We start from the raw sequence: 17214 nt of genomic DNA on the forward strand, positions 1-17214 counted from the left end.
CACTGCTCCTTTTCCACAATAATAATGACATCATTCTTTACCCGTCAGGGCGATATTAACCAATTGGGCTTGCTCCAGCTCATGGCGTTTCATTGAGCCGGTTGCTGGCGAAGCTGCCGCTGCGCGTCCCGCATAGAAAGCGCGCGTGCTACGGTGCTTTTGCTGCAACAGCAGCTCCTCAAATAAAGGCGCCACAAAGCTCCACGCCCCCATATTCTTGGGCTCTTCTTGACACCAAACCACCTCTGCCTGCCCGTACAATTGCAACTGTTTTTTAATAGGTTCGACTGGGAAAGGATATAATTGCTCCACCCGTATGATAGCCACATTAGATAATTGCTTTTGCTCTTTTTGCTCCAGTAAATCATAATAAACCTTGCCGCTGCAGAAAACCACGCGGTTAATTTTTTTGGGATTTAACGCTGCTGTGATATCTCCAATAACCCGTTGGAAAGCGCTGCCAGTTGCCATCTCCTGCAGGGGTGACACACATAGCCGATGCCGCAGCAACGATTTGGGGGTCATGATGATTAAAGGTTTGCGGAAATCCCTGTGAATTTGCCGCCGTAATACATGAAAGTAATTAGCAGGGCTTGTGCAATTCACGACTTGCATATTGTCTTCCGCACAAAGCTGCAGATAACGCTCCAATCGGGCCGAACTATGCTCTGGTCCCTGGCCTTCGTACCCATGCGGCAATAACATCACCAACCCGGACATCCGGAACCACTTCGATTCTCCATTGCTAAGAAATTGATCAACAATAACTTGGGCGCCATTGGCAAAATCGCCAAATTGTGCCTCCCACATCACCAAAGCATTTGGATCTGCTAAGCTATAGCCATATTCAAAGCCTAAGACCCCGGCTTCCGATAACGGGCTGTCGATCACTTCCAAATGCTGTTGTTGTGACCTAATGTGATTAAGGGGTGCATAATGAGTCTCATTTTCTTGATCGATCCAAACGGCATGGCGTTGGGAAAAAGTGCCCCGGCTGCAATCCTGGCCAGATAAACGCACCTGATATCCTTCCACCAACAATGTGCCAAATGCCAAAGCTTCTGCTGTGGCCCAATCAATTCCTTGGCCCGTTTCAAAAGATTGTTTTTTGGCAGCTAATTGCCGTTCAATTTTCCGGTTTAAATTAAAGGCGGCTGGGATTGTGGTTAAAGCCTGACCAACCTCGTGCAGCATAGCAACATCCCGCGCGGTATTGCCCGCCCTTTCCTCACCCGATGCTGGGTTCAATCCCTTCCAAGCGCCCTCCAACCAATCAATCTTGCTCGTACGGAATGCAGCGGCTTGATAATCCGCATCCAGTAACTGCTGGTAAGAATTGGTCATTTGATCAATTTCTAGCTGGGTTAAGACCCTTTCCTCGAGCAAACGTTGGCTGTAGATTTTAGCAATAGAGGGGTGAGAAGCAATTTTTTTATACATTAATGGCTGGGTAAAAGCCGGTTCATCGGTTTCATTGTGACCAAAGCGACGATAACAGAACATATCAACCACCACATCTTTTTTAAACTGATGGCGGAATTCCACGGCCAATTTGGCCACATAACAAACGGCATCCGGGTCATCCCCGTTGACATGGAAAATAGGGGCTTGGACAGCTTTGGCCAGTTCCGAGCAATAAGGGCCGGAGCGGAGATTGATCGGATTAGTCGTAAAGCCGATCTGGTTATTGACAATAAAATGGATGGTACCACCAATGCGGTATCCCTTTAATTCAGACAGATCCAAGGTTTCTGCAACTAATCCTTGCCCCGCAAAAGCCGCATCCCCATGCAGTAGCAAAGCCATCACCTGTTCCCGATTACTATCCCCACGCTGGCGCTGCTTCGCCCGGGTTTTTCCTAAAACAACGGTATTAACCGCCTCCAAATGCGACGGATTGGCGGTTAGGGATACATGCACTTGACGACCGTGGAAATCGCGGTCGGTTGAAGCGCCTAAATGGTACTTAACATCCCCTGACCCTTGAGTACCTTGCGGATAAACAGATTCCCCGCGGAATTCGGCAAAAATAGCGGCCAATTTTTTGCCGACAATCTGGGTTAACACATTTAAGCGGCCGCGATGGGCCATTCCCAATACCACTTCTTTAGTACCCAAGGCCGCCGCCTGCGAGATAATATATTCCAAAGCAGGGATGGTTGATTCAGCGCCATCAAGGCCAAATCTTTTGGTGGCAACGAATTTTTTATCGAGAAAATGTTCAAAACTTTCGGATTTAATTACCTGCTCTAAAATTTTTTTGCGGTCGGCTACAGGTAACGCCCGCTCTCCTTGATTGACTTCAAATTTTTCTTGGATCCAGCGTTTTTGCTCCGGATCTTGGATATGCATAAATTCAACGCCGATTGGGCCGCAATAGATTTGGCGCAATTGCTTCATCACTTGTCGCAGGGTTGGTTGCACCAGCCCTAACAGGGAGTCAATAAAAATCGGCCTGTCCATATCGGCATCGGTAAACCCATAGCTATGCGGGTCAAGTTCCGGATGGCGTTCCATCGGTTTCAAGGATAGAGGATCCAAGACCGCTTCCAAATGTCCCCGCACCCGGTAGGAACGGATCAGCATCAACGCCCGGATCGAATCACGCGCAGTCGCTTGAGCGTCCGTATTAACAACAGTTGCACGGGGGCCAGGAGAAACGGCTGCACCCATTTTAAACGCATCGGTTGGTTTTTCAGGAGAAACTGCTTTTTTCTGAGACCAGCTGGGTCCCTGCTGTTCTTGCAACAGGTTGCGAGCATCATCTTGCAAACTCGCAAAAAATTTCTGCCAACTGCCATCAATTTGCTGCGGATCCTTTAGGTAACGCCCATAGAGGTCGTTGATAAAAGAACTATCTGCACTTGATAAAAAAATATAATCTTCTGGTTTCATGCTTTCTTTGCTGATCCTATGCCGATGGTTACCCAATTTTACGGTAACTTTCCTATCCTTTAACCCTTTAAAGCCTTAGCCATCGTTTCTCCAAGCGCTGCCGGAGAATCAACGATTTTAAAGCCAGCCGCACGCATAGCTTCTATCTTATCATTAGCGCCACCCTTACCCCCGGAAACAATCGCTCCGGCATGCCCCATCCGCCGTCCTTCCGGTGCCGTCATTCCGGCAATAAACCCGACAATCGGTTTTTTACGCTTTTCAGCCTTAATAAAGGCTGCGGCATTTTCCTCAGCCGATCCGCCAATTTCGCCAATCATAATAATGCCCGCGGTCTCTGGGTCAGCCATAAACATTTCTAAACATTCCACAAAATTGGTGCCATTCACCGGATCCCCGCCAATCCCGATACAAGTGGACTGCCCTAAACCGGCAGCAGTTGTTTGTGCCACGGCTTCATAAGTTAAGGTGCCGGAACGCGACACAATCCCAATTTTGCCGGGACGGTGGATATGGCCGGGCATGATGCCGATTTTGCATTGATTAGGGGTAATAACACCCGGACAATTAGGCCCGATCAAGCGGGTTTTTGAACCGGAAAGCGCCCGCTTCACTTTCACCATATCCAAAACAGGAATGCCTTCGGTGATACAAACCACCAATTTTATGCCGCTATCAATAGCTTCCAAAATAGCATCAGCTGCAAACGGTGGTGGCACATAAATCACGCTGGCATCAGGACTGGTTTTTTTGACCGCTTCCGATACTGTCTCAAATACTGGCAAATTCAGATGTTGGGTACCCCCCTTACCTGGAGTTACACCGCCCACCATTTTAGTGCCGTAAGCAATGGCCTGTTCGCTATGGAAAGTCCCTTGGGAGCCGGTAAACCCTTGGCAAATAACTTTGGTATTACGATCAATTAAAACAGCCATTTTATTTCCCCTCGCGCACAGCTTGAACAATTTTCTTAGCGGCATCTGCCAAATTGCTGGCAGAGGCGATCGGCAACCCTGATTGTTGCAGGATTTTTTTGCCTAATTCAACATTTGTTCCTTCCAGCCGAACAACCAAGGGAACATGCAAACTAACTTCTCTCGCTGCCGCCACAATGCCTTCGGCAATCACGTCGCAACGCATAATCCCCCCGAAAATATTGACAAGTATCCCTTCCACATTCGGATCTGATAAAATCAGTTTAAAGGCTGTTGTCACCCGTTCCTTAGTAGCACCACCACCGACATCCAGGAAATTGGCAGGTGTACCGCCAAAAAGCTTAATGATATCCATAGTAGCCATGGCAAGGCCAGCCCCATTGACCATGCAGCCAATGTTTCCTTCTAATTTGACATAATTCAAACTATGTTTTGTTGCCAATAATTCTGCAGGGTCCTCTTCGTTTTCGTCCCGCAACGCTTCAATAGCCGGATGGCGAAAAAGGGCATTATCATCAAAATTAATCTTGGCGTCCAAAGCGATTAACTGACCGTCACCCGTCACAACCAAGGGGTTAATTTCTATAACACTGGCATCTAATGCAATAAAAGCCTGGTAAAGTGAGCTGATAAAGCCAACAGCCGCATTCACCTGGGCACCCTTGAGCTGTAACCCAAAAGCCAATTGACGGGCATGATGCGGCATTAACCCAGTTACAGGATCAATAACGACCTTCAGAATTTTTTCAGGATGGCTGGCGGCCACTTCCTCAATTTCCGTGCCCCCCTCCACAGATGCCATACAAACAACCCGTGATGTATCACGGTCTACCAACATACTTAAATAAAGTTCCCGTTTAATATCACAGCCCTGCTCAATATAAACGCGCTTCACCACCCGTCCCTTTGGGCCGGTTTGTTTGGTAACCAGCGTCATACCCAACATTTGCGCGGCCAATTTTTGCGCTTCATCCGCTGATTTGGCAAGCTTCACCCCACCAGCCTTGCCGCGTCCGCCCGCATGGATTTGCGCCTTCACTACCCATAATTTGCCGCCGATTTCCGCAACAGCGCTTTTAGCCTCAGTCGGCGTATAGACAACCTTGCCCTTGGGAACAGTGACGCCGTAAGTCTTAACCAGCTCTTTAGCCTGATATTCATGAATATTCATCGTATTTTCCTAAGGTATTCCATTTGCAAAAAAGAGACAATTTTTATTATATAAACAACACTATAAGCAGATTAAAATAAGATTACTTGGAAGCGTTTGGGATCATTTTCCGGGCGGCATCGATCAATTGCCGAACAGATATAACGGATTTATCAAACATTTCTTTCTCCGTTTTGTTTAAATCAATTTCGACTATCTTTTCAACCCCATTCGCACCAATTACCGCTGGTACTCCAACATATAAATCTTTTACCCCGTATTCTCCGCTTAAATAGGCAGCACAGGGCAAGACCCGGCGTTTATCCAATAAATACGATTTTGCCATATCAATGGCGGAAGCCGCTGGGGCATAAAAGGCGGAGCCGGTTTTTAAAAGATTAACAATCTCCGCACCGCCATCCCTCGTGCGCTGGACAATGGCCTGCAATTTTTCTTCACTTATCCAACCACGTTTAACCAAATCTGGCAACGGAATGCCAGCAACCGTTGAATACCGAACCAACGGCACCATGCTATCTCCGTGCCCACCCAAGACAAAGCTACTGACATCTTGAACGGAAACCTTCATTTCAGAGGCTAGAAAATACCTGAAGCGGCTACTATCCAAAACGCCTGCCATGCCCACCACCCGCCGCGCTGGAAACCCTGTGGCTTCCCGCATTACCCAGACCATGGCGTCTAAAGGATTAGTCACTACGATCACAAAAGCGTTAGGCGCATGTTGCTTAATGAACCCACCGATATCATGAACGATTTTACAATTTATACTTAAAAGATCATCGCGACTCATCCCAGGTTTGCGCGGGACGCCCGCAGTTACAATAATAACGTCTGATCCTTTCAGGGCGCTATAGTCGTTACTGCCACTGACCTGGACATCGGCCCCAAAAACGGCGTTCGCTTGGGCAAGATCCAAGGCTTTTCCCTGCGGAACACCTTCAACCACATCAATCAGCGTAATATCCCCCAATTCCCCAAGACTTGCGAGTAATCCTAATGTACCGCCGATATTGCCTGCCCCAACTAGGGCAATTTTCTTCCGTGCCATGATCAGTGCCTCTACTTTCTTCATTGAATGATCATTATCATCAATCGATTTACGGTGCTAAGGAGTAGACCTTTTATGACCTTTGGTCAAGATCTGACGCATACTTCGAAAATGATCCGTCGTTCGCAGGATAATCCGCTGAACGCATTTCTTGCAGACGCGATATGGTGCGCCCAAACCCCATATATTGGCCATCTTTATTAGGGTATAAATCAGGAATTTCCACTTCAGCCGTACAAATCAAATAACACTGGTTGTCATATAAAACATCAACGAGGGTTACAAAACGGTGAAGGGAGGGTTGGCGGATATCGGAAAATTGGGGAACATTCAAAAGCAGTACATAGCGAAAATTTTGGGCAATTTCTAAATAATCCGAGGCCCCTAAATTTGCCAGGCATAGTTCTTGAAAATCTGCCCATAAAACCTGGCCTGCTGTCCGTTGCAACATTAGTTGACGTGACTGGAACTTTAAAAGAGTTGGTTTGACCTGGTTGTTTTTGGTCAATTGGTAAAAAATATTTTCCATTTTCTGCTGATTCTCGGGCGTTAACGGTGTTAGATAACGCCAATCAACCGGCAATTTTAGCTGGCGGTAATCAATGGGCCCGGTTAATTCATACACATCCATATGCCGCAAAATAATATCAATGAAGGGCAGAAAATTGTTGCGCTGCAACCCGTTTTTATAAAGATCACGCGGCGCCCAATTGGAGGTTGCGACCACCACAACCCCTTGCTGGAATAATTCCTTAAAAAGCCTTCCTAAGATCATCGCATCAGCAATATTGGCCACGTGGAACTCGTCAAAACATAGCAAGCTTATTTCCGTGGCAATTTGTTGCGCCAACAGGGTTAATAACCCTTCGGTTGTTGGTTTTTGAGGCGATTGCTGTTCCCGTAACAGCCAAAGCTGCTGATGAACTTCCGCCATAAATTGATGAAAATGGCTGCGTTTTTTTCTAAAGATGGGAATGCTCTTAAAAAATAAATCCATCAACATGGATTTCCCTCGACCTACATCTCCGTAAATGTAGATACCGTACTTGCGAGGAGGCAAGGCTTTACGCTTGTCATGAAACAAACGATGCCAAAAATTCTTGAGCACAGGGGGCCTTAATCGATGTTTGGTCAATTCTCTAGCCAATTGATCCAGCTTTTCGATAACGGCCGCCTGGTGGGGTTCAAAGTGCCATTGCCCTTTTGAGCACGCCTCCAGATATTGCTGCATGATAGGGAAAGGTGCCAGGGCAGCCACGAATTTGTGTTCCTTGCCAGCAATAATTAAAGTCGCCGCGCCATCTGCAATTTTTTGATTTCACCGATCGCCTTGGCAGGATTTAGCCCCTTCGGGCAAGTCTTGGTGCAATTCATAATGGTATGGCATCGATACAGTTTGAAGGGGTCTTCCAATTGTTGCAAACGCTCGCCCGTTGCGGTATCCCTGCTATCGGCAATCCACCTATAAGCCTGCAGCAAAACAGCAGGCCCGAGATAGCGATCACCATTCCACCAATAACTTGGACACGCGGTTGAACAACAAAAGCATAAAATACACTCCCATAACCCATCTAGTTTTGCCCGCTCTTCCGGGGTTTGCAACCGTTCGCGGTTGGGGGCAGGTTCATTGGTCTTCAACCAAGGCTGGATCGATTCGTATTGTTTATAAATTCCCTTCAGATCAGGAACCAAATCCTTCACAACCGGCATGTGGGGCAAGGGGTATACTTTGATATCCCCTTTGATCTCATGGATATACTTGGTGCAAGCCAAGGTATTAGTCCCATCAATATTCATGGCACAAGAACCGCATACCCCCTCCCGGCAGGAACGCCGAAAGGTTAAAGTCGGATCAATCTCATTTTTAATTTTGATTAATGCATCCAAAACCATCGGGCCACATTGGTCCAAATCAATTTCATAGGTGTCAAGACTTGGATTTTGCCCTGCTTCTGGATCAAAACGGTAAACTTTTAATTTCTTTGTTTTATTTCCGCCATCAGCCTTAAAAGTTTTGCCCGGTTGAATTTTGGAATTAGCCGGTAGATTAAATTGTGCCATAGCAGACCCCCTAATAAACGCGTGCTTTGGGCGGGAAGGATGAAACGTCTTTACTTAAGGGCTGCAAATGGACAGGCCGGAAATCAACCGTGGGTCTACCCTTTTCTGTCAGCCAGATGATACTGTGCTTGAGCCATTGGTCATCATTGCGCTGCGGATAATCCTCACGCGCATGTGCTCCGCGGCTTTCCTTGCGTTGCGCGGCCGAATGAATGGTGGCCATGGCCTGATACAGCAAATTGTCTAACTCAAGCATCTCCACCAAATCGCTGTTCCAAATTAATGACCGGTCATGCAGCACCAGGTCATGACGCTTTTCCCAAGCCTCATTCATAGCTTTTAAACCATTTTGTAAAATATCGCCGCTGCGGAAAACGCCGCAATCATTTTGCATAATCCGCTGCATTTCGAGCCTTAAAGCAGCAGGCAAGGTTTTCCCCTTGGCCTGCCTAAAATAATCCAATCGGCTTAAAGATAAATCTTGTGCATCTTTTGGCGGCTCAGGATGGGGAGAGTTCGGCTTAATCAATTCGGCACAACGCTTAGCAGCTGCCCGACCAAAAACCACTAAATCAAGCAATGAATTCGACCCCAGTCGGTTGGCCCCATGGACGGAAACGCAAGCCGCCTCGCCGATAGCCATCAACCCAGGCACCACATGATCGGGATTGCCATTTTTTAAGGTGACAACCTCTGTCCGATAATTGGTAGGCACACCGCCCATATTATAGTGACAGGTTGGGATAACAGGAATCGGTTGACGGGTTACATCAACGCCTGCAAAAATACGGGCGGTTTCCGCAATGCCGGGTAATTTTTCATGGATCATCTTGGGATCTAGATGTTCTAAATGCAGGTAAATATGATCCTTTAATTTGCCCACACCGCGTCCCTCGCGAATTTCGATGGTCATGGAACGGCTGACCACGTCACGCGATGCTAAATCCTTGGCCGCTGGCGCGTAACGCTCCATAAAACGTTCGCCCACGGAATTGGTCAAATATCCGCCCTCACCCCTGACCCCTTCAGTGATTAAGCACCCCGCACCATAAATACCAGTTGGATGAAACTGGACAAACTCCATATCCTGCAAAGGTAATCCCGCTCGCAAAACCATCGCATTGCCATCACCCGTACAGGTGTGGGCAGAGGTACAGGAAAAATAAGCTCGCCCATATCCACCAGTTGCCAAGATAACCATATGAGAGTGGAAACGGTGGATGGTACCGTCATCTAAATTCCAAGCCACCACCCCACGGCAAGTCCCTTGCGCGTCAAAAATCAAATCCAAAACAAAATATTCAATAAAAAATTCGGCAGAATGCCTAAGGGCTTGCTGATATAGGGTGTGCAGAATGGCATGTCCCGTACGATCCGCTGCGGCACAGGTGCGCTGGGCAATTCCTTTGCCATATTCCGTAGTCATCCCCCCAAAAGGTCTTTGGTAAATTTTCCCCTCCGCCGTCCTGCTAAACGGCACACCGTAATGCTCAAGTTCGATAATGGCTGGCGCCGCTTCACGCACCATAAACTCAATGGCATCTTGATCACCCAACCAATCCGAACCTTTAATTGTATCATACATATGCCAGCGCCAATCATCAGCGCCCATATTACCTAAAGCTGCACTGATCCCCCCTTGGGCAGCTACCGTATGGCTGCGGGTTGGGAACACCTTGCTGATACAGGCTGTTTTCAATCCTTGTTCGGCCAACCCGAAAGTCGCCCGCAGCCCTGCCCCCCCCGCACCCACCACCACAACATCGTGATAATGGTCAACTACAGCATAGGCTTTTCCAGTGATGTTTGGTTTAGCAACAAAAGGCTGCTCAGCCATTTTAGCCCCTTAATACAATGAGAAGAACGGAAACAATCGATAACACAGCAACCCCAACACAAATAAATTTACAAAATATCAGCCAAAATACCCGCCAACCCAAATGGGGCACATAATCTTCCACAACCACCTGGATCCCCAAATATCCATGATAAAATAGGCTGACTAAAAACAAAATCATTAAGGTTGCTGTCCAAGGTGTGCGTAGCCATAAGATGAAATGTTGATAATCCGCATTTATATGCAACAACAGGCTGATTACAAACCACAAACTTAAAGGAATCAAGGCGATAGCCGTTAGACGTTGCTTCCACCAATGGGAAACCGCTTCACCTGAATGGGGTTCTTGATGCAGGTCCTTCATAATATCCCTTTTAAAGAAAAACGGCAACCCATGTCATGATTGTCAAAATAAAAGCCGCGGCAATGGCAAGCCAGCCGCTGCGGTACGTACTATGCAGGCTGTATCCGCGCCCCATATCCCAAAATAGATGCCGGACACCATTGGCAAAGTGAAAGTAAAAGGCAAAACTCCACCCCATTAATGCGATCAACCCGATCCAAGAAGCTAAAAACCCCTGGGCGGTTTGATACGCTGCCTCCCCCAACGCGGCAGAACACAGCCAATAAACCAAAAGCAAGGAGCCTATAACCAAGGAAATCCCTGTCATACGGTGCAGAATTGACATAACCGAGGTCAACTGCCAGCGGTAAATGTGTAAATGGGGTGATAGGGGTCTTGGCATGTTATCGCTCACCATAAAAGCAAAATAAGCCAGTAATTTGGCCATAATGGTTTAGCGCGCCCGTCAAATAGTGTCAATTGGAATAAGCAATCAGGCTTCCAAACCCCGCCTGTCATAAAGAAAAAGGACAGATATTCCTGTCCTTTTAAAGACGTGATGCAACAATCTTTCAGACAATCAATTAATCATCAGCCAATTATTAATGGGCCAATAAAATAGGCAAAGAGGCGATTTGCAGCATCTCGCGGGTGGCACCACCCCAAATAAACTGCCGCAACCTGCTGTGGCCGTACGCCCCCATCACCAACATAGTACCGCCAACCAGTCCAGCTTCTTCCAACAAGGCACTGCCTATAGCCCGACTGCCCGGATCAAAATTCTTCACCGTGGTTTTGACCTTATGTGCGGATAACCATTTGACCAATCGATTGCCCCCCATTTCCGCATGGGCAGTCCCATTTAAGATGGTCACCAGGGCTGATTTTTGAAGAAAGGGTAAAGCCCCCGTCACGGCACGCACCGCCTGCACACTGCCATTCCAGGCAATAACCGGGTTGGCAGTCATATCAGCATTCTTTGCTTCCGCTTTCACGGGTGGAACCATTAAGGAAGGATGGCCAGTTTCGAATAAAATGGCATCTATCCCGCCATTACCCATACTGGCATTATTACTGCCGGGGCGACTGAAAATGGTAATATCGGCAAAGCGACCCGCCAAAGCCCAAACATTGGCCTCAGCCCCCTGGACTACCTGGAAAGAAATTTTGATTTGTTGACTATTTTCAGTAACGATTTTTTCTGCAGTAGCCTTGGCTTTTTTTGCCCGTTCGTCGGCTGATTGCAAAACAGATGTAACCATTTGTTCAATGGCTAAGCCGGACATGCCGTCCGCGATAATCGGCATTATTTCCCTGCTATCCGGTTTTACATGTAAAATATCAAGTTGTGCCTGAAAATTTTTGGCCTGCTGCACCGCTTGCCGCAGGGTTGGCACATCTTGTTCTTCGCCGGTAATTAAAGCTAGAATCGATTTAATTGTCATGTCTTCCCCCATTTTTAAGGACGTGTATATAGGTTTTATTTTGCCACCATTACCCAATTGTCGCTCGTGGCTGACATTTTTACCTATCCTCATTACGTACTGTACGCCGAGTTTTAGGAAAATCAACCATTCATCTATAACCATCCTATTTTTTCGGGGATGTGATCTTCTTAGCTTTTCCTAAAATATTCTTATTTTCTTGGATCAAAGGGGTTTGCTTTAATAATTTTTCTGCGGTTTGGACAATGTTTAAGGCTGCCCCCCGCCTTAAATTATCGGCAGCAATCCAAAATACTACCTGATTCCCTGATACGCGGATGCGGCTGATAAAAACCGCTTCTTCGCCTGCCGTTTCAACCGGTGTGACATACCCCTCTGCACGCCGATGGTCAACCACGGAAATACCCGGCGATTGTTCCAACAATTTTTTGACTTCCGCTAACGAAAAAGATCGGGGCAAGGTCAAGTGAATAGTCGCCGCATAGCCAATAAAGATTGGTACCTGAACACAAGTTACCGATAATGGCAGGGATGAGCTGAAAACTTGCTGAAGCTGATCCAGGGTATTTACCTCTTCTTCCGTCCCCCCTTCTTTCGTAAATTCACCAATATGGGGGATAAGATTGAAGGCAATCTGTTTGGTAAAATGCCGCTTTTGCATGATAGCATTCATGTAAATAGCACGGGTTTGGGTAAATAACTCATCCATGGCTTCCCGCCCGCCCCCAGAAACAGCCTGAAGCAAGGTAACCACAGCCTGCGCTATCCCACCATTTTTCATAAAAGGCTGTAATACTAATGCCAACATGATAGCCCCAGGATTTGGGGTCAGGAAGACCGGCGTTTGATGGTTGACAAGAAGGGAACCATTAACCTCTGGTATCACATATAAACTATTAGCGGGCGCGGGTGTTGCATCTGCAAGAGCAATGACGCGGCAATTAGCGGCCAAAGCTTTACCCATATATTTCTGGCTAATAGCTGCAGGGGTGCAAAAAATCACCAATGCTGCCTTTTGGAAATCAAAATTTTCCAATCCTTGAATTTTAAGGATTTTTTCCTCGCCATAAGAAATTTCTTGACCAATGGAATTGGAAGAAGCCAAGGCAATAATTTGGCTTGAGGGAAAATTACGTTCCGCAAACATGCCAAGAACTTCTTTGCCGATGGTACCGGTTGCCCCTGCAATAACGATATTTAGTAGATTGGTCATCGATTAAAAAACCTGTGAAAATTAAAAATAGGTGGCTAAAAATAACAGTGGCCGGGCTTTTTAAGGCGCGGCCATCGTGTTATCAAGGATCCGTAAAAAAATTACTTCAACTTCAACAATTTTTTTGCCTCGGCCATAATGGTGCGGCATTCTGCCTCATCTTTTTCGACCGTTAACTCATCATTGGCATCGCGCAACATCTGTTGCACCATTTTGGTCACATTCGCATCTTTTTGATTAGTCATAGCGGTCTGCACTTGCTTGATATCACTGGCACAATCAGCCGTTTGCGCCTGGCCCGATGTGGCAAAACCAAGGAAAGCTAAAATAAAGAAGGCTTTTCTCAAAAAATCGACTCGCATCTTTTTTCTCCTATAATTCTCGTTGAACTGATTGCCTGAAGCTTTCAGCTATGCTGCTCTATGCCAGGGCTTTCACGATATTTTCACAAACCTTTTTGGCGTCACCAAACAACATGAGCGTATTATCGCGGAAAAATAAGGGATTTTCAACACCTGCATATCCAGATGCCATCGACCGTTTAACAAAAAGTACGGTTTTGGCCTTTTCAACCTCTAAAATTGGCATCCCGTAAATGGGACTGGTGCGGTCGGTTTTGGCGGAGGGATTAGTGACATCATTGGCACCTATAACGAAAGCCACATCAGCAGTTGCCAATTCGGGGTTAATGTCATCCAATTCAAAAACTTCGTCATAAGGAACATTGGCTTCCGCCAGTAACACATTCATATGTCCTGGCATGCGGCCAGCAACCGGGTGGATGGCATAAGCCACCCGCACCCCTTCTTTTTTCAATAGATCGACCATTTCCCTTAAAATATGTTGGGCCTGCGCGACCGCCATCCCATAACCCGGTACGATAATGACCAAACGGGCATTTTTCATAATGAAAGCGGCATCTTCGGCACTGCCGGTTTTGATGGGTTTATCTGGCCCTTTGGGGCCTGTAGCGCCGGGAGCCGCAGCCCCGCCAAACCCACCCAATATCACCTTGATAATGGAGCGGTTCATACCCTTGCACATAATATAGCTTAGGATAGCACCGGAGGCGCCAACCAAAGCGCCGGTAATGATAAGAAGATAATTGTTTAAGGTGAAGCCGATGCCGCAAGCCGCCCACCCGGAATAGGAATTCAGCATCGACACAATGACCGGCATATCGGCCCCACCAATCGGTAAGATCAGCAAAAAGCCAAACAGAATGGCAATGATGGCTAATGCCCATAGAAGAATATCCGATTGTTCACGCACCAGGAAGACGATTAAGGCAGCTGTCCCCACCAGTAAAAGGGCGTTTAAAAGATGTTGTCCGCGGAAAACCAACGGTGAGCCGCCGACAATTCCCTGCAATTTACCAAAAGCCACTAGCGAACCTGAAAAGGTGATGGCGCCAATCGCCAGGCCAAGGGCCAATTCGATCAAACTGCCGGTCTTAATCATCAGCGCGTATTGAGGCTCATAATAGGGTCCTTTGACTATGTCGAAAACCTCCCTATGACCCGTGACGATTTTAACAGCAATCCCATAATATTCAGGGGCATAAAAAGCAGCCAAAGCCACAAAAACCGCGGCCAACCCTACCAAACTGTGGAAGGCGGCGACCAATTGCGGTAAAGCAGTCATTTGCAAGCGCCAGGCAATAAAAGTGCCGATGGCTCCGCCAGCCAGAATAGCAGAGGCCGCTACAATAATATTGATATCAGGGATGATGAAAATGGTGGTGGCAATGGCCAGTACCATCCCGATCATCCCAAATAGATTGCCCCATTTGGAAGAGCTTGGCGCTGACAACCCGCGCAAGGTGAAAATAAATAAAACACCCGCCAACAGATACAGCAATCCAGATTGGGTTGGGTTCATGATTTCTTCCTGCTGATGTTCGATTTAGAGCGAAATTTGGACAACATACGGGCAGTAATGACAAATCCCCCGAATATGTTGACGGAAGCCAGCATAATCGCTATGAAACCGGCAATTTGCGTGAAAAGCGGGGCAGAGTCGCTAACGGCCAGTAACGCCCCTACAATAATAACCGATGACACGGCATTCGTTACCGCCATCAGCGGCGAGTGCAGCGCGGGCGTTACCCGCCAAACCACATAATAGCCAACAAAACAAGCCAAGGCAAAAACGGTCAGCGCCATGACCAGATTATGGTCTTGGCTGCCCCCGCTTGCCTGTTGCCAGATGATTTGCTTCGCTTGTTCGGCCAGGTTTTTGATATCTGCATTCAACTGATCTGCCTGACCGGTCAGTTTTCTTGCATTTTCGATCCATTCATTCGGGGTCATTTTTTCACCTGAAAAGCAGGGTTGATTATTTGGCCGTCACGAGTTAAAGCAGTTGCCTTAATAATATCATCATCCCAAGGAATCTGAACTAAACGGTCGCTTTTATTAAACAACAATAAGAAAAACTGATAGATATTATTCGCATATTGGCTTGATGCAACCTCAGCCAGGCGTGACGGCAAATTCCTGTAGCCAATAATTTTGACCCCTCGATGGATCACGATTTCTCCAACTCTACTTAATTCGCAATTCCCCCCCTGCTCCACCGCCAAATCGACAATCACACTGCCATATTTCATGGTTTCAACCATCGCTTTGGTAATTAATTTGGGCGCTGGCCGACCGGGGATTTGGGCGGTCGTGATCACTATGTCTTGCTTTTTGATTGTTTCCGCAATCAAGGCTGCCTGTTTTTCCAGGTAAGCTTGGCTCATTTGTTTAGCATAACCCGCCGCTGACTCAGCGGCCTTGAACTCCTCATCCATCACGGCAACAAAGCTGGCCCCTAAACTTTCCACTTGTTCCTTAGCTGCTGGCCTAACGTCGGTTGCTGAAACAATCGCGCCTAAACGCCTGGCTGTTGCAATCGCCTGCAAACCAGCAACTCCCGCACCCATAACCATCAGTCTGGCTGGTGCTATCGTGCCCGCTGCCGTCATCATCATAGGGAAACTGCGGCCATAGGCAGCGGCTGCTTCCAAAACCGCCTTGTATCCAGCTAAATTGGCTTGTGATGACAACACATCCATGGATTGGGCACGGGTTGTCCGCGGCAATAATTCTAGGGAAAAACTGGTGATCTTTCTAGCCTCATAAAAGGGAAAAGAAGCTGCTTGCGTATAAGGCGATAACAGTCCAATGACAATAGCTTGATCTTTGAGCAAACTGATTTGGTTAACCTGTTCGGACAGGTTGACAAAAGGCTGCTGGACCTTGAATAAAATATCTATTTGCGATAAAATCGCTGCTGCCTCGGGTTGGATAACGGCCCCCGCTTTAACAAACATATCATCGGTGAAAGAGGCGTTTAAGCCCGCCCCGCTTTCAATCCATACATCAACCCCCAAGGCCTTTAATTTGCGGACTGTGTCCGGACTGACGGCAACGCGATTTTCATCAAGGGCTTTTTCTGTAATAACACCAATTTTAACCACGGTTGACATCCTATCGTTGTACTCGTCTTGTCACAACTTCTTTAGCATGATTTCCAATCTTGACCGAATTGCGTTTGAAGTCAACTGTCCCCCAACCGCTGGTAGTGACTCAATTTGAAAGGTTAGCTTGGCGATTGATCCTATGAAATCTGTGTTTTGCTAGCATATGAAAGAATGACTATGCTGAAAGATAGTTAAATGACCAGGAGCAGTACGCACGATCTATGTGGTAGCCTCACATAATCTTTAAACTGGGTCACCCTTTTTGATCTCTAAATTTTGGCCATATAAAAGAAAAGGGTACTAAAAAAGCAGAAAAAATCTGTAATATAAGCCTAAAAATATGGCTATATTTTCCCCTACTGCGATACTTCCCCGCCTTTCACGCCATAAAATACCACCCACACCACAAAATCAGGCGTAAATTCGCTAAAGTTGTGTTTCGCCCCTGCAGGCACGAACAGTACATCGTTTGGCGCAAACGGAAAATGCTTATCCTCTATAATTATTAGGCCGGTACCGCTGACAATGATATACAATTCATCTTGTTCATGAGGCGTTTGATAATCAAACTCTTTCGGGGCAAAAATTTCGACGGTCATCGTGCCGTGCGACATAACTTTTGCGTCCCATACACCGAGTTTCCATTTTTCGGTTGCGGGCAATGGCAATTTTGCTAAGGCATCAGCGATAGTAATTTTCATGATTTGTAACCTATAGAGTGGTGAAGAAATTAAAAGACTTTGTGATGTAGCTTAACGTACAAAATTTATCACGGCTATATTAAAATTAGGGGCTGT

Annotated in this window: 16 protein-coding genes; all 16 read right to left on the reverse strand. The window is 46.9% G+C overall.

Features of this window, described 5'->3' with window-relative positions; translation table 11 throughout:
* Window positions 1-30 precede the first annotated feature (30 nt).
* The 16 genes from IPP67_08540 to IPP67_08615 all read right to left on the reverse strand — a co-directional run bounded on the left by IPP67_08540 (window position 31) and on the right by IPP67_08615 (window position 17118).
* Entirely contained in the window at window positions 31-2895 is a 2865-nt protein-coding gene (locus IPP67_08540; GenBank protein MBL0339187.1) for a 2-oxoglutarate dehydrogenase E1 component, read from the reverse strand.
* Between the two features lie 59 nt (window positions 2896-2954).
* Window positions 2955-3830, reverse strand: a complete 876-nt coding sequence (gene sucD / locus IPP67_08545) for a succinate--CoA ligase subunit alpha (protein ID MBL0339188.1) — start codon at window positions 3828-3830, stop codon at window positions 2955-2957.
* A 1-nt stretch (window position 3831) separates the two neighbouring features.
* Complete coding sequence (gene sucC, locus IPP67_08550) at window positions 3832-5001, reverse strand: ADP-forming succinate--CoA ligase subunit beta (GenBank protein MBL0339189.1); 1170 nt, start codon at window positions 4999-5001, stop codon at window positions 3832-3834.
* Window positions 5002-5083: 82 nt separating this feature from the next.
* Window positions 5084-6049 carry a malate dehydrogenase gene (gene mdh, locus IPP67_08555; protein MBL0339190.1) on the reverse strand — a complete coding sequence of 322 codons (966 nt, stop codon included), beginning with the start codon at window positions 6047-6049 and terminating at the stop codon, window positions 5084-5086.
* 73 nt (window positions 6050-6122) lie between these two features.
* On the reverse strand, window positions 6123-7307 hold the full coding sequence (locus tag IPP67_08560; GenBank protein MBL0339191.1) for an AFG1 family ATPase: 1185 nt from the start codon (window positions 7305-7307) through the stop codon (window positions 6123-6125).
* A 26-nt stretch (window positions 7308-7333) separates the two neighbouring features.
* Complete coding sequence (locus IPP67_08565; protein ID MBL0339192.1) at window positions 7334-8110, reverse strand: succinate dehydrogenase iron-sulfur subunit; 777 nt, start codon at window positions 8108-8110, stop codon at window positions 7334-7336.
* A gap of 10 nt (window positions 8111-8120) precedes the next feature.
* Complete coding sequence (locus IPP67_08570) at window positions 8121-9947, reverse strand: succinate dehydrogenase flavoprotein subunit (GenBank protein ID MBL0339193.1); 1827 nt, start codon at window positions 9945-9947, stop codon at window positions 8121-8123.
* Window position 9948: 1 nt separating this feature from the next.
* The gene (gene sdhD / locus IPP67_08575; GenBank protein MBL0339194.1) at window positions 9949-10311 is read right to left on the reverse strand and encodes a succinate dehydrogenase, hydrophobic membrane anchor protein; all 363 of its coding nucleotides are present in this window, start codon (window positions 10309-10311) and stop codon (window positions 9949-9951) included.
* 10 nt (window positions 10312-10321) lie between these two features.
* Window positions 10322-10693, reverse strand: coding sequence for a succinate dehydrogenase, cytochrome b556 subunit (gene sdhC / locus IPP67_08580; GenBank protein MBL0339195.1), 372 nt, complete (start codon window positions 10691-10693; stop codon window positions 10322-10324).
* A 199-nt stretch (window positions 10694-10892) separates the two neighbouring features.
* Entirely contained in the window at window positions 10893-11735 is an 843-nt protein-coding gene (locus tag IPP67_08585) for a universal stress protein (GenBank protein ID MBL0339196.1), read from the reverse strand.
* A gap of 145 nt (window positions 11736-11880) precedes the next feature.
* Window positions 11881-12948, reverse strand: a complete 1068-nt coding sequence (locus tag IPP67_08590; protein MBL0339197.1) for an aspartate-semialdehyde dehydrogenase — start codon at window positions 12946-12948, stop codon at window positions 11881-11883.
* Between the two features lie 101 nt (window positions 12949-13049).
* On the reverse strand, window positions 13050-13310 hold the full coding sequence (locus IPP67_08595) for a hypothetical protein (protein ID MBL0339198.1): 261 nt from the start codon (window positions 13308-13310) through the stop codon (window positions 13050-13052).
* A gap of 58 nt (window positions 13311-13368) precedes the next feature.
* A complete protein-coding gene (locus IPP67_08600; GenBank protein ID MBL0339199.1) occupies window positions 13369-14829 on the reverse strand; it encodes an NAD(P)(+) transhydrogenase (Re/Si-specific) subunit beta in 1461 nt (486 codons plus the stop codon).
* Complete coding sequence (locus IPP67_08605; protein MBL0339200.1) at window positions 14826-15260, reverse strand: NAD(P) transhydrogenase subunit alpha; 435 nt, start codon at window positions 15258-15260, stop codon at window positions 14826-14828. Before IPP67_08605 ends, IPP67_08600 begins: the two co-directional genes overlap by 4 nt.
* Window positions 15257-16423, reverse strand: coding sequence for a Re/Si-specific NAD(P)(+) transhydrogenase subunit alpha (locus IPP67_08610; GenBank protein ID MBL0339201.1), 1167 nt, complete (start codon window positions 16421-16423; stop codon window positions 15257-15259). Before IPP67_08610 ends, IPP67_08605 begins: the two co-directional genes overlap by 4 nt.
* Window positions 16424-16773: 350 nt before the next feature.
* Complete coding sequence (locus tag IPP67_08615) at window positions 16774-17118, reverse strand: cupin domain-containing protein (GenBank protein MBL0339202.1); 345 nt, start codon at window positions 17116-17118, stop codon at window positions 16774-16776.
* Window positions 17119-17214: the final 96 nt, after the last annotated feature.

This window comes from Rhodospirillaceae bacterium, from assembly GCA_016722635.1.
In the GTDB taxonomy this organism is placed as follows: domain Bacteria; phylum Pseudomonadota; class Alphaproteobacteria; order JAEUKQ01; family JAEUKQ01; genus JAEUKQ01.